Origin of the sequence: Streptomyces sp. NPDC014734 (assembly GCF_043083325.1) — a bacterium.
GTDB lineage: Bacteria > Actinomycetota > Actinomycetes > Streptomycetales > Streptomycetaceae > Streptomyces.
On record NZ_JBIBYN010000002.1, the window covers coordinates 117786 to 131803 of the forward strand.

Consider the following 14018-nt stretch of genomic DNA (forward strand, 5'->3'; position numbering starts at 1 on the left):
TGCGGGAGCCGGGGGAACTCTCGGGCCGAAGCCTGCGGCATTCTCCTGAAGGTCCCACAGCTCGCCCCTCCCGGCACACGTCGCCCCTCCCGGCACACGTCGGCCGTCTCGGCACCCGTACGACGGGCGACCGGCCGCGCCCCCCTCCGAGATGCGGTGTCAGGAGCCACAGCGCGATGAGTACCCATCGCCGCTCGCCTCCTTCTCCGGCTTTCTCGTGGATGTGTCGTGCGATGTGCTGCCACGGGGCACGGCAGACGGGGTCGTCGTGATCACGGCCGTTCCCGCAGATCGTGCAGCGCAGTTAGTCCGACTTCATGCAGGTAGTCCGGCTTCATACAGGCATCGGACCGCAGTGAGGGGTTCGTCCCCGGCTGCCTGAACAGGCGGTCGTCAGCACAGCGGCCGTGCACACCGGTCGATGCGAGTGAAGACGTCACCTTTCGATGCGACGGTCACTGCCACGTTCCGTCTTCTCCACGTCCCTCATCGAAAGCGTTCCGGTCCCCGCCGCCCGAACCGGAAACAGGAGGTGCGGGCGGCTCCGCGCCGGGAGCGGTGCGCTCTCCTCCGCCGTACCGCCAGTCGGCGTCCGCCGACTCCGGCCTCCCAGTGCCTGCCTGGCCGTTCGCTCGGGGAGCCGGAAAGTCCTCAGCACGTGACGGCCCCACCGGACCGGTCGTCGGCAGTACGGGTTCCGACGGGACCTCGTAGGCTCCCGTGCCCGGTCCATCGCCCGCGACATGCAGCAGATCCTGACGGATGCCGTCCGCGGCGTCGCTCCGGCCCGCTGCCGCAGACGTGCTGGCCAGGCGTTGAATGAACGCCGCGCGCACATCTTTCTCCAGGCCCAGTTCGTCCACCAGGGCGGCTACGTGATCACTCGGCTTCGACCGCCGCCGGGTCCGTGAGGCATCGCTCGTCCCATCGGCCCGTGCCGCGACGGGTTCCGTATAGTCCGCCAAGGGCTCCGGATGCTCGAAGCCACCTGCCGAGGATCCGTCCTCCGGGCTCTCCAGCGCTGTGATCAGGTGACGGAATTCCTCCGGAATCTCCTTGTCGTTGGCCGCGGCCGACAGACATGTCAGAGGGGCGATCATCTCCACCGCGCGATCGATCTCGTCCTCGTGTCGTGCCATCCACCAGACGACCGCGCTCCCGGGGCTGCGCAGGACGTCGTCCCCGAGGTAGGCCCGACGGTCGCACTCGTACTCACGTCGGCTCTGCCAGGTGCTCGCGGACTTGCGCAGTTCCTCAAGTTCGTCCAGGTGTTGTTGATCCGAACGGCTCAGGGTGAGCCGAATATCGGTGGCGAAGGCCGAAACGAGCCCCGATTCGTCGGTGACCGGAGACCCGAGAACCCCCTCCAGCCAGTGCTGGAGGTATCCGCACCGGTTCGGGTGCTCGGCCGCCACAGAGTCCCGCACACGGTTCAGGACGGCGGCCACTGCCAGACTCGACGGATTGCCGTGCGAGGCAGGGCCGAACGCAGATGTCGTCCGCCAGCGGATCACGGCGGAGAACAGGAACGGGTAGTCCGCCTTCGCACTCTCCACCGACACCGACATCACATCGGTCACCAGGTAGGGGGGCTCGACGGGAGGCAGCGGCATGGTGGCGTCCGGCTCCAGGCGGGCGGGAGCGAACGGCTCACCGGTACGGGGCAGGAGCATGCCGAGCAGAAGGACGCCGGCCACCAGGGCGGCCAGGAGGAACCAGATCCAGATCGGCCAGCCGAGGGCGGAACCCACCCCCAGGACACCGGCCACAACGGCCGCGAGCAACAGAAATAGCAGGTGGCGGGGGGTCATTCCCTCTCCCTAGTCCTCTGTGCGCCGGGCTCCGAGCGCATGTCCTCGATGCCCTGCACCATGTCGATGTTCCGGCAGAATCGTTCGGAGATCCGTTCGCGGACTTCGCGTCGCGTCCGCCTCTCCTGCGGTACGTCGGCCCCAGGCCGTTCCGCCCAGTCCCACGCGGTCGCGTAGAGGCGGCTCAGCCGCGAAGGATCGGTGTCGTCGACCGCAGCGATGATCAGCGCCTTCAAGGCCTGCTCGCCCGTGCGTCCGGAGGCCCGTGCAGTGAGCCATCGCCGCACGGTCGGGGTCCATGCCTCGGCCGGCCTCGCGAGCATGACCACCCGCCAGGCCAGGGTGTACTCCTGCCAGGGCGGGGTGATCCGCAACCGGACGGGGTCCAGCAGGTCCAGCAGGATGTCTGGACCGGGACCCGGCGACGACGCGGAATTCACGAGGCGCTCGGAGAGTCGGCCGAACAGCCGCCTGCTCCCCCGGGCCAGTCCCAGCAGCGCTGAACGGGCTGCCTCGCCCTCCTCACCTCGCTGCCGCTGCGCGAGGTGGCGCAGTCTGACCACGGCCTGTTCGGAATGGGTCACCGCGATCACCTGTTGGCAGACATCTGTCAGTGCGCCTGCCAGAGCGGGTCTCAAAGGAGCCTTCCTCACCCAGTCGTACACGCGGCCGCGGAAGTACGCACCGTGCCGTTCGTGGCTGAGGCCCATCTCCAGGGCGATCGTGGCCTCCGCACGAAACGGCCCGCGTGCAGAGGATCGCGTCCACAGCTCGACGAGCTCGCACAGATGGCCGGGGAATCCTGCAGTGAGAGCCCGCTCCGCGAACCTGGCGACCAGTCGCGCCCGGTCCTCGGCCCCGAATTCGGAGAGCTCCACGCACCGTCCCACCCAGTCGCGGAAGTCCGACCGGATATCGGGAAAGTTCTCCCAGAAGTGCCGCCTCACCGCGCCGTCGTAGGCGAGTCTGGTGAACCCGACCCTGCCGTCGTCCCCTCGTTCGACGTCCAACGCCCTCAACCGCTCGCCGAGGTCCGCCTGGCCCAGTGGGGGCGTGTCGTCCCTCTGGTAGGCCAGAACGTCCAGCAGGCTGTCGGCGGCGGACTGCACGGCGTCCGCCGACGCGCCTTCTGCCATGGCCGCGGCGAGCAGCAGGGAGCGTTCCGGAACGGTCCGATGCTCCCTCAGCTGCTTGGCCACCTCGTCGGACCACTTGGTCGCGGCCTCCACGGCGCTCTCCCGCCACTCCGCGAAGCTCGCGCCGTGGCGGTGGGTCTCCCTCGCCTTCGCGACCAGTGCGGCAAGACGGGACAGCTCCTGCATGGACGCCGTGGCGAACATGCGGGTGAGTTCGTCGGTGCTCAGCTCGCCCGGCCCGAAGGTCACGCCATGTGCCCGCAGACAGCGGCTGAAGACGTAGCGGGCCGGAGGCCGTTCGAGTGAGATCACCAGGGGGGCCAGATCCGCGTCGAGCATCCACCCCAGGCCGACCGGGAGCACGGCGACCATGCGGGCCCCGCACTCCTCGACCCGCCACCTGTAGTGCATGAGGGTGTGCTGAGCGGACGGGTAGTCCTCGTCGGACACGTTGGACAGGTCCAGCAGGTAGCAATCGGCGGACTGGGTCTTGAGCGAGTCCGCCTCCAGGGACAGGGGCAGTTCCTCGATCTGGCCGCCGTCGACCGACGCGTTCTTCAGGAGCATGGTCGCGGCCGCCCGCCTGCCGATCCCGGCAGGGCCGTCCAGCAGGACCACCGCGCCTTCCCGCATCAACTCATCGGCGGCACGGCCGTAGTGACGCGGGGGGACGAAGCACCGGGTCAGGTGGTGGCGGTGTTCCTGCTGGATCCGCAGACGTGCGGCCCCGGCCCGGAACGGGGGTTCGTTCACACCGATCGTGTATGCGATGTGCTGATCCCCGCCACCGTTGTGCACCGGTCCGCGGGGCTCGTTGACCGTTGCGTGGCCGGAGCCGTTCACCGGCCTCCATCCGCCGTCCGCTCGCCCCGGTTCGACTGCTGCCGGATGGTTCCGTGGTTGTCGGCCACATAGTTGACGTCCATCGCGTCACCGGAAAAGTTCGGGGCGAGGTTCTGCTGTCCGCTACCGGTGTGGACCGGGCCCCGGGGCTCGCTGACGAAAGTGCCACGGAAGTCTCCGTTGAGGTTGCCGATGCCCCCTCGCTGACGGTGCTTGATCACCCCCGCGCGCACGCGGGCGGCCTCGCCATCCCGCTCGTCACCGGAACCATCTCCGCCGCCATCGCCATCACCGGCCGACTTTGCCGAAACCCGCGGCACGTAGCCGTTGTTGCGTGCCGCCTCGGCAAGTTCGGGCAGCAGGCCGATCAGGTCGTCGGCCAGTCGTGCGAGGTCGGCTTCGACGTTGCGGTGATCGAAACGGCGGTATTGGCAATCGGCGAGGATACCGAGTTCGGGCGGAAGGTCCTTGGCGTTGAGGCGTTCCGTCCCTGAGACGAGGACGGGGATGACCACTGCTCCCATTTCGAACGCCTCCTCGATCTCCCGGCGCGTCCAGTCGTCCGGATCGTGCAGGGCGCTGCGGCCGTCGGCCGACCGGGTCTCGAACCACCGGGGGCCGATGACCGCCAGCAGCACGCTGCTGCGGCGGACGGCCCTGAGGAGTTCCAGCGGAAACCGGCTTCCGGGTTCGATGGATTTACTTGCGCGGAAGACGTTCCCGTCGCCGAAGACCCGGGAGAGCTCCCGCTCGATGAGGGCAGCGGTCGCCGCTTCGTCCCGGGTGCGGTAGTTCACGAAGATCAGTGGCATGACGGAGTCTCCTTCGGTGTGCTCAAGTGGTCTGGTGCGCAGTGCCGGTGTGCATGCACGCCGCTTGAACCGGTTGTCTGCGGTCCGGGTGGCGCGTCGATGTGCTCACATCCGTACTCGCGGTACTTCCGGGCAGCGCGCCACCGGGTTTCGGGCAGCGCGAGGCCCGGTGGGCAAATGCCGTCGCGGGTGACCGCGTCGGCATGGGGCAGTACTGACGGGAATCAGCGACTGACATAAATCAGGCGCTGTTGCGGGACGGACCGTGTCCGGCATGGGACGGGGTCGGCGATGTGCCGTGGGCAGGACGCGGCCGGAGGGGCACGCGCCCGTAATCCGCGGCCGATACGCCCGATTTGGCGCTCAGTTGGCGCTCAGTTGGCGCTGAGTGCGTTCGCGAGCGCGGGCCGGAGCTCCCGCACAGCAGTATTCGCACGGAACCGGGACAACTCCCGGTCGAGTTTGCGCACATCCGCCCGCACGGTGGCGGACGGAGCGATGTGTGTGTAGGCCAGAAGTTCGCGGGCGACCTCACAGGACCGCTCAACCTCGCCCGAGGCGGCATGGGCCAGGGCGCTGCGAAGGCCGTAACGCGTACGGGTACGCAGGGCGTGGGGCGGGATGCGTCGGCATTCCCGGTCCAGAACCTCGGCAGCCTCGCGAGGCCGTCCCAGGTCGTGGAGGCACCAGCCGGTCACCATGGACACCGGATCGACAAGGTTCGTGGTGCCGAGCACCGGGGTGTCGGCCGCCTCATCCGCCGCGGCGAGCAAGACACGTGCCCGTTCCAGTCCGCGCAGGCATGCCCTCTCGTCGCCGGCGAGAGCGTGCCCCTGCGCCTCCCGTTGCGCAGCCAGGCCCCGGACACGGGGCGGCAGGACGCTTCGTTGGGCCTGTTGCGCGAGGCCGACCGTCTCGGCCGCGTCGCCGTTGTAGAAGGTGACGAGTGCGCGGCGAACAAGCGCGTAGTCAGCCAACTGATCATCCCCGCCTGCGCGGGCGAGTTCCACGGCGTCGTCCGTCCATTTGAGGGCGGCCGCCTCGTCTCCTGCTTCCTGGGCCATCCAGCCGGTGTATTCGGCGAAGCGGGCCGCGACGACCAGCAGTCCGGTCCGGGTGGCGCCCGAGGCCCGGGCCGCGAGTACGGTGACCGTCTCCGCCTGCGAGCGCAGGACCGGAAGCAGCACGCCGGGGGCGGCGTTCTGCCCGAGCCGCCGCATCTGGTGCAGTTGGTCGCGGAACAGCGCGGCCGTGGGTGGCCCGTCGGCCTCGGCAGTGCTGTCCGTTCCGGGCCCGGTCAATGCGGCGGCGAGCAAGGACGCGACCCCAGTGGCGATCACGTCGCGACGCGCCGGAGCAGGACCGTCGGCCTCTGCGATCCCTTCGGGACGCACCATGCGCTGCAGCCGCCCGCCCGTCCTGAAAAGCGTGTCACATTGTCGGGCCAGAGCCATCGTGGGGCGCTTGTCACCTCGCTCAATCTTGCACAAGTGACCTTTGCTGTAGTTCACAGCATCTGCGCATGCCTGCAGAGTCATGCCCGCGTCCTGGCGCAGCCTCCGCAACTCCGCCCCGAAGCGTAAAGGAAATTCCACGAGCTTCCCCTTTCCCAAAGGTCGGACGAGCCCCTGCACTTGGGCGTCCGGTGCTCACGGCGAAGAGTCTGGCACGTCATTCCGCGCTTCCACCCGGTGAAGTAAATGTTTCCTGTTTCCTCTTCTTTCCATCCGCACAGATCTCGCCATTTCATACGGCAGTTCATGAACTTGAGCGGACGACGGATCCCGTCGACGCAGGAGAGAGCGGCGGAGGGAAGGCCGGGGAGAGGGCCAGGAGCGGGAAGGACCGGGAGGGAGGGAAGGAAGGAAGGAGGGAAGGCCGGGGAGGGAAGGCCGAGGGAGAAGCCAAAGCGGCAGCATGCTGCAGGTGCCGTGTCGGGCTTCGACACAAAACCGCTCCTGCAGCAGCCGCCCCTTCGACGACACGAACTGGATGCATCGAGCGGGGGCCGGCGGCCGGAAAGGCAATACGGCACTCCGCCCGAGTCGACGTTCCTCGGAGCGAGAGATGCGACTCATCCGGATCTGTCGGCCGGACACCGGCGCAGGCATTCGAACATCGACAGGAAATCGAGACTCCTGAGCACCGGACACGACAGTCCCCGGTAGTCCTTCTCGGTTCCGTGGGTTTCGACCGTCGTCGAGAGCTCCGGAATCGGGTGGATCCGCCGGGGGCCTGGCCAGAGCCAAGGAGGGGCTCACTCGGATCGACGAACGTCTTCGTCGATGGTGCGGCTCGCTCTGGTTTTCTGGTGTATTAGTGATTTTCCTCCGCTTTTGGCACGAGTCAAGGGGTTTCTTCTCTTTTTCGGTGGTCAGATGTCCGGCCGTGCGGGCCGCGCCCCTCGGTGACTCCATTGGGCCGTCCTCGCTCGCCAAACCGCGGCGGCGCTCACAGGCTGAGGCGCGGGGGGTACCACTCGGAACGTCGGAAGGACGGCCCCTTGATGAGGCTTGTCGTCGATCTCAACCGGTGCCAGGGGTACGCGCAGTGCGCCTTCCTCGCGCCCGACGTCTTCGCCATGCACGGAGACGAGGCGCTGCTGTACGACCCGCACGCCGACGAGACCCAACGGGAGCAGGTGCTGCGTGCCGTCGCCGCGTGCCCCGTGCAGGCGATCCTGGTGGACGACGGGCCCGACGTCCCGGACCCGCCGGGTCCGGCGGGCGGGGACGCGGCGGGACGGGGGCCTTCCGGTGTCCGGTGACAGGTCTCTGGAACGGTTCAGGCGCGAGGGGCGCATCGTGATCGTCGGCGCCTCGCTGGCCGGTCTCCGGGCAGCGGAGACCCTGCGCGAGGAGGGCTTCACCGGGTCGCTCACGCTGATCGGTGACGAGCCCCACGAGCCGTACGACCGGCCGCCGCTGTCCAAGCAGGTGCTGCTGGGGCGGGCGGCGGCGGACCGTACCGCGCTGCCCCGGCGCACGGCGCTCGACGCCCACTGGCGGCTCGGCGTCGCCGCCACCGGGCTGGACATGGCGGCCAGTCGGGTGCGCCTTGCCGACGGGGACGAGGTGGAGTACGACCGGCTGCTGATCGCCACCGGTGTGCACGCCCGGCCCTGGCCGCACGAGACGGAGGCCCGGCTCGACGGGGTCTTCGTCCTGCGGACCCGTGACGACGCGGCCCGGTTGCAGCGGCGGCTGGCCGCGTCACCCCGCCGGGTGCTCGTCATCGGCGCAGGGTTCACCGGTTCGGAGATCGCCTCGGCCTGCCGTGAACGCGGGCTGCCGGTGACCGTCGCCGAACGCGGTGCGGCGCCGCTGGTGGGCGCGCTCGGCGGAGTGGTCGGCCGGGTGGCAGCGGAACTGCAACGCGAGCACGGGGTCGACCTGCGGTGCGGAATCATGGTCACCGCGTTGGAGGGCGACGCTGCGGGGCGCCTGCGGCGCGCCCACCTGTCCGACGGCACCACCGTCGACGCCGATGTCGCGGTGGTCTCGCTCGGCGCGTCGCGGAACACCGGGTGGCTCGCCGGTTCCGGGCTCGGCGCCGGTCCGCGGGGGATCGCCTGCGACGCCGGATGCCGGGCCTTCGACGTCCGGGGCATCGTCACGGACGACGTCTTCGTGGCCGGTGACGTCGCCCGGTCCCCGCATCCGCTCTTCGGGTACCAGTTCCTGTCCCTGGAACACTGGGGCAACGCCGTCGCACAGGCCGAGACCGCCGCGCACAACATGGTCAGCAGCAGTTCGCAGCGCCGTCCGCACCTGTGGGTACCGGCGTTCTGGTCCGCCCAGTTCGGCGTCAACATCAAGTCGGTGGGCGTCCCGTCCCTGGGCGAGGAGATCATCGTCGCCCAGGGCTCGCTCTCCGATCGTCGCTTCACCTGCGTCTACGGGTATCAGGACCGGGTCATCGCCGCGGTCACCTTCGACCAGACGAAGTGGCTGGAGTTCTACCGGCGGCAGATCGAGTCGGCCGCGCCGTTCCCGCCGCCGTACACCTCGGTGGACCTCCGTCCGGAGGGTCTGCGACCGGTCCCGGCCGAGTTCCCGGACCCCTCCCTGCCCAGCCACGGGCCGTCCGTCACCGTGAGCGGGTACGCGCCGTCCGACCAGCGGATCACGTTCACCCCGGCCGGAGGCTGAACCGTCCGCGTCTTCCTCTTCCCGGGCGGCCCGTCGCCCGTCGCCCGTCGTTCCACGCTCCCTGGCCCTCGGCCCTTGCCCGTCGTTCCACGCTCCCAGCCCTCGGCCCTTGCCCGTTGCCCGTTGCCCGTCGTTCCGCGCTCCTCCGCCCGCCCCCTCGCCCCGCGCCTCCAAGGACCGCCACCATGACGCCAGACGTACTCCTGCGGAAGATCCTCGACCCCGCGAACCGTGCCGACCCGTACCCCCTGTACGCCGAACTCCGCAGGACGCCGGTCGTCCGGGCAGGGGACGGCCTGTTCGTCGTCAGCACCTACTGGGAGATCAAGAGCCTGTTGCACGACCCGAGAGTCAGCTCGGACGCCCGCAACCTCTCCCCCGGCGCGGGCGGCAGCCTGCTCGGGGACGACGAGGACGCGTCGGTCCTGCCGCCGTCGTTCCTCCGGCTCGACCCGCCCGAACACGACCGGCTGCGCAGGATGGCGATGCGCCCGTTCGGGCCGCCGGAGACTCCCCGCCGCATCCATGACATGCGCGGCGAACTGGACGGGATCGTCTCCGGGCTCATCGACGGCTTCGGGGACCGGAAGCGGGTCGATCTCGTCGACGACTTCTCGTACCCCTTCCCCGTCACCGTGATCTGCCGCCTCCTCGGCGTCCCGCGCGAGGACGAGGCGCGCTTCCACACCTGGGCCGACACCATCGCCGCCGGGCTCGATCCGGACCCGGACGACGACCCCGGCGACCGGCGACGCGTCACCCAGCGGGCCCGGACCGAACTGGGCGCGTACCTGTCCGGACTCATCGACGAACGCGGCGGCGCGCCCGGCGACGACATGCTCTCCGCGCTGGTCGCCCAGAACGGCCCCGACGGGCGGATGAGCCGGATGGAACTGCTCAGCACCGCCGCGCTGCTGCTGATCGCCGGCCACGAGACCACGGTCAACCTGATCACCAACGGGATGCTCACCCTGCTGCGCAACCCCGGTGTGCTGGCACGGCTGCGCGACGACCCCGGGCTCGCCGTCCCGATCGTGGAGGAACTGCTGCGCTTCGAGCCGCCCGTGCAACTGCTGCCGCAGCGCACCACCCTCGCGGACATCGATCTCGGCGACATCACCGTCGCCAAGGGTTCCGCCCTCTGGCTCGTGCTGGCCTCCGGCAACCGTGATCCACGACGCTTCGCCGAGCCGGACCGTTTCGACCCCGGCCGGAAGGACAACCAGCACCTCGGCTTCGGCAGCGGCATCCACACCTGTTTCGGCGCACCCCTCGCCCGTCTGGAGGCCCAGATCGCCCTGTCCGAGCTCGCCCGGCGGCTCGACAACCCGCGCCTGGTGGAGGATCCGCCGCCGTACCGCCGCAACGCCGTGCTCCGCGGCCCCCGCCATCTGAACATCGAGTTCGACGGGGTGAGGAAGTAGCGGGGCGGGTGCGGGCCGGGCAGGCAGAGCGGGCCGGGCGAGCGGGGCGGGTGGTCCTCGGCCCGTGCCGATGACCGGACGAGATCACCGGGCCGTCCGGCCATGTCGGACGCTCCGACCATGATGGATGCATGGCAACACATGCGCATGAACCGGACGGACGCGACGCCGGGCCCTCGTTGGGCCAGATCCTCGGGCTGATCGCTCCCGGCATGCTCGACGTCGTCGTGGCTCCGCGCGGTACGGGTGTGCCGGTGGCGGATGTGGTGCTGCACGACCCCGGCGAGGAGCGGGACGACGACACCTGGGCGGCGTCCGGGCTGATCCTGCTCGTGGTCGGCGTGGAGGTCTCCTCGCCGGAGGCGGTCGACGCGCTGCGGAGCGCCGACCGGGCCGGGGCCGCGGCCGTGGTGATGCGGCGGGGCCCCCGTGGGCCGCGGTCGGCGCTGCTGGAGGCGGCGGGCGCGGGGCGCACCGCGTTGCTGACCCGACGACCGGGCCGGGGCTGGACGGAGGTGCTCGGTCAGCTGCGCACCGCCCTGGCACACAGCGCCCCGGCCGGAGCGGGCGGCGGGGGCGGAGAGGACGGGGCGGGCGGACTGCGGCTCGGGGACCTGTCCGGGCTGGCCAACACGGTGGCAGACCTGGTCGGCGGGGCCATCACCATCGAGGATCCGCAATCCCGGGTGCTCGCGTATTCGCGCATGGACCACGAACCCGATCCGATGCGGCGACTCACCATCCTCGGCCAGCAGGTGCCCCGCTGGCGCGTTCACGAACTGCGCGAGAGCGGCTTCTTCCAGGCGCTGTGGAACACCGACGACGTGGTGCGTCTGCCGGCCGACGACCGTTACGCCGAGCGGCTGGCCATCGCGGTCCGCCACGGCTCCGAGGTCCTCGGCTCGTTGTGGGCCGCGGCGGACGGCAGACCACTGGCCGACGGCGCGGCGGCGGCACTGCGCACGGCGGCGCGGGCCGCCGTGCCCCACCTGTCGCACCACCAGACCTGGGGTCGGGCCGCCGCCCGGGCCAGGGAACAGGCGGTGCACGCCCTGTTGGAGGGGGGCGCGTACGCGGCGCGCGCCGGTCACGACATCGGGATCACGCCGGGGCAGCCGTACGCGGTAATGGTCGCGGAGGCGTTTCCGGCGGGTGTGGGACCGGGGGCGTTCCCTGCGAGTGCGAGTGCAAGTACGAGTGCGGCGGCGGGGACATTCCCGGCGAGTGCGAGTGCGAGTACGGGGGCGGGGACAGGGACAGGGACAGGTGCGGGGGCCGAGGCGTATGGCGGCCGGGGACTCGGCGCCGCGGGCACGGCTCCGGGCCCGGGGAACGCGACCGAGCAGCGGGTGCTGGACGTGCTGGCGTTGCAGGCGGCGGCCTACCGGCCGGGGTGCGTCACCGCACGGTCCGGGCGGCGGCTGTACGTCCTGGTCCCGGCGGGCAACGGGGAAGCCGACCCGGCGCGCGCCCTGCTGACGACGGCCCGTTCGGTGCCGCGCAGTGTGGTGTTCGCCGGTGCCGGCCCGGTTGCCGGGGACTGGTCGGGGCTGCCCGCGTCGCGCGAGGCCGCGGAACTGGTGGTACGTGTGCTGCGGGAGCGGGCCGCGAGGCATCCGGCCGGGGAGGCCGGGCCCGCCGATGCCACGGGGGTGGTGTCGGCCGCCGCGGCCCACCACGAGGTGGTTCCCGAGACGGCTCTGCTCCAGGTGCTCGACCGGGTGGGTCCCCTGTGGGAGACGCTGTCGGGGCCCGTGCACACGATGGCGGAGCACGACCGCGCGCACGGCTCCGCGTACGGGGCGTCGGTGGCCGCCTACCTTGACGCGTTCGGCGACACGGGCGAGGCCGCCCGGCGACTGAACGTGCACGCGAACACCCTGCGCTACCGGCTGCGGCGGGCCCGCGAACTGTTCGGCGTCGACCTGGCCGACCCCACCGTCCGGCTCCTGGCGGACATCGGAATGCGGCTGGCCCGGCGGGTGCCCTGAGAACCTGCCGGGTGGCCTTCGGCCGGAAGGCGGACGCGGCATCGTGCGTGCGATTCCAAGGCACCGGGAGAGCTCAGTGGCGGAATTGCTCGGTCATGTCGGCAACGCCGGAAGTGTGCGTGCCAGGGAGTGGCCGCCCGGCCAGAGGTCGCCCGACAGGCTCCGAGGCCCGCGGGCGTGGGAAACCCCGGTGCGGTCCGCCCCGGGACACCGTCGGCCTTCATGATCGTTTTCTTGTTCCGTCCGACATGGATCACGCTCATCCGTGGTCGCACCGGATGAAGACGTCACGGGCACCGCGCGCCGAAGCTGTGCACAACGGTCGGTCACTCGACGAGTGCCGTGCACGACCCGACGTCTGGAGTGTGGTTCATGTGACTTCCGGTTCTTCCCCTCGGCGCGCCGGCGCCCGTGAGGCCGCGCTGGCGCGAGCCGTCGAGGACGGCCTGCTCGGTCCCGGGTCCCCGCTGGTCGGTCTGCTCGATGTCGATGGCGTACTGGCCGCGGTCGAGGCGCTGAACGAGGCGTTCGAGGGACCGGCCACCGTGCACCACACGTTCGCGGCTAAGGCATGCGGCCTGGTGCCGGTGCTGCGACTGCTCGCGGACGCGGGGATGGGCTGCGAGGTCGCCTCGCCCGGGGAACTGGAGCAGGCACTCGCGGCCGGGTTCACGTACGACCGGCTGGTCTTCGACAGCCCCGCGAAGACGGTGGAGGAGCTGGAGTTCGCCCTGGCCCACGGCATCGCGATCAACCTGGACAATTTCCAGGAGATGACCCGCGTCGACCGTCTGCTGGCCGGCCGGGAAGCCGCCGGACCCATCGGGCTGCGGGTGAACCCCCAGGTGGGAGCAGGTGCGATCGGGGCGATGAGCACCGCGACCGCGACCTCGAAGTTCGGTGTCGCGCTGCGCGATCCGGGCGCCGTCGACGCGGTGGTCGAGGCCTTCGCACAGCGGCCGTGGCTCAACCGGCTGCACGCCCATGTCGGTTCCCAGGGCTGCCCGCTGCCGCTCATCGCCCAGGGCGTGCGGGCCGCGTACGAACTCGCCGAGCGCATCAACGCCGAACTCGGCCGCACGCAGATCACCGGCATCGACATTGGCGGCGGCCTGCCGGTCAACTTCGACGACGAGGACGACCGGCCGACGTACGCGGACTATGTCGCCGAACTCCGCGCCGCCGCACCCGGACTCCTCGACGGCCGCTACGCCCTGGTCACCGAGTTCGGCCGGTCGCTGCTCGCCAAGAGCGGGACCATCGGATCGGTCGTCGAGTACACGAAGTCGGCCGGGGGACGCCGGATCGCGGTCACGCACGCCGGGGCCCAGGTGGCGACCCGTACCGTCTTCATGCCCGACGCCTGGCCGCTGCGCGTCGGGGTGTTCGACGCCGCCGGACGCCCCAAGCAGGGCCCGCCCGAGGTCGTCGACATCGCGGGCCCGTGCTGCTTCGCCGGGGACCTGACCGCGATCGGGCGCGAGCTCCCGGCCGTCGAGCCGGGAGACGTGGTGGCGCTGTACGACACCGGGGCGTACTACTTCTCCTCGCACTTCTCCTACAATTCCCTGCCTCGGCCCGCTGTGTACGGTTATCGGACCGATTCCGACGGAGGGATACGGTTCGCGCTCGTGCGCGAGGCCCAGAGCGTGCGCGGCGTGGTCGAGGAGAGCGGGCTCGCCCAGGCGGACGCCCTTGTCGCACTGCGTTCGGGCGCCCCTGCGGAACAGGCGAAGGAGGTGGCGGAATGAGCGGGACGACCGAAACGACCGGGACGACCGGGACGACCGGGACGACCGGGACGAGCAGGACGAGCAGGACGAGCGGGACGAGCGGGACGAGCGGGACGA

At 70.7% G+C, this 14018-nt stretch carries 9 protein-coding genes; 5 read left to right on the forward strand and 4 right to left on the reverse strand.

The features are described from left to right. Positions 1–455: 455 nt before the first annotated feature. From ACF1CT_RS04450 to ACF1CT_RS04465, 4 genes are all read right to left on the reverse strand, one after another. Positions 456–1811 carry a hypothetical protein gene (locus tag ACF1CT_RS04450; protein ID WP_391782255.1) on the reverse strand — a complete coding sequence of 452 codons (1356 nt, stop codon included), beginning with the start codon at positions 1809–1811 and terminating at the stop codon, positions 456–458. Next, positions 1808–3700, reverse strand: a complete 1893-nt coding sequence (locus ACF1CT_RS04455) for a hypothetical protein (protein WP_391782256.1) — start codon at positions 3698–3700, stop codon at positions 1808–1810. The genes ACF1CT_RS04450 and ACF1CT_RS04455 overlap by 4 nt, the downstream gene beginning before the upstream one ends. An 86-nt stretch (positions 3701–3786) precedes the next feature. Further along, entirely contained in the window at positions 3787–4602 is an 816-nt protein-coding gene (locus tag ACF1CT_RS04460) for a toll/interleukin-1 receptor domain-containing protein (protein ID WP_391782257.1), read from the reverse strand. Between the two features lie 374 nt (positions 4603–4976). Then, entirely contained in the window at positions 4977–6236 is a 1260-nt protein-coding gene (locus tag ACF1CT_RS04465; protein ID WP_391782258.1) for a helix-turn-helix domain-containing protein, read from the reverse strand. An 872-nt stretch (positions 6237–7108) separates the two neighbouring features. Between ACF1CT_RS04465 and ACF1CT_RS04470 the strand changes: the two genes are divergently transcribed. The 5 genes from ACF1CT_RS04470 (at position 7109) to ACF1CT_RS04490 (ending at position 13919) form a co-directional block, all read left to right on the forward strand. Beyond that, positions 7109–7369, forward strand: coding sequence for a ferredoxin (locus tag ACF1CT_RS04470; RefSeq protein ID WP_391782259.1), 261 nt, complete (start codon positions 7109–7111; stop codon positions 7367–7369). Further along, a complete protein-coding gene (locus tag ACF1CT_RS04475; protein WP_391782260.1) occupies positions 7359–8753 on the forward strand; it encodes an NAD(P)/FAD-dependent oxidoreductase in 1395 nt (464 codons plus the stop codon). The genes ACF1CT_RS04470 and ACF1CT_RS04475 overlap by 11 nt, the downstream gene beginning before the upstream one ends. A 185-nt stretch (positions 8754–8938) precedes the next feature. Continuing rightward, on the forward strand, positions 8939–10177 hold the full coding sequence (locus ACF1CT_RS04480; RefSeq protein ID WP_391782261.1) for a cytochrome P450: 1239 nt from the start codon (positions 8939–8941) through the stop codon (positions 10175–10177). Between the two features lie 131 nt (positions 10178–10308). Then, positions 10309–12168 (forward strand): PucR family transcriptional regulator, encoded by a 1860-nt coding sequence (locus tag ACF1CT_RS04485; RefSeq protein ID WP_391782262.1) that lies wholly within the window; start codon positions 10309–10311, stop codon positions 12166–12168. Positions 12169–12542: 374 nt separating this feature from the next. Next, positions 12543–13919: a diaminopimelate decarboxylase gene (locus ACF1CT_RS04490; protein ID WP_391782263.1), complete on the forward strand. Its 1377-nt coding sequence runs from the start codon at positions 12543–12545 to the stop codon at positions 13917–13919. Positions 13920–14018: the final 99 nt, after the last annotated feature.

Bases quoted from the DNA above. Each gene is read 5' to 3' on its own strand.
- ACF1CT_RS04450 (WP_391782255.1), bottom strand. From the start codon at position 1,811: ATGACCCCCCGCCACCTGCTATTTCTGTTGCTCGCGGCCGTTGTGGCC.
- ACF1CT_RS04460 (WP_391782257.1), bottom strand. From the start codon at position 4,602: ATGCCACTGATCTTCGTGAACTACCGCACCCGGGACGAAGCGGCGACC.
- ACF1CT_RS04470 (WP_391782259.1), top strand. From the start codon at position 7,109: ATGAGGCTTGTCGTCGATCTCAACCGGTGCCAGGGGTACGCGCAGTGC.
- ACF1CT_RS04480 (WP_391782261.1), top strand. From the start codon at position 8,939: ATGACGCCAGACGTACTCCTGCGGAAGATCCTCGACCCCGCGAACCGT.
- ACF1CT_RS04485 (WP_391782262.1), top strand. From the start codon at position 10,309: ATGGCAACACATGCGCATGAACCGGACGGACGCGACGCCGGGCCCTCG.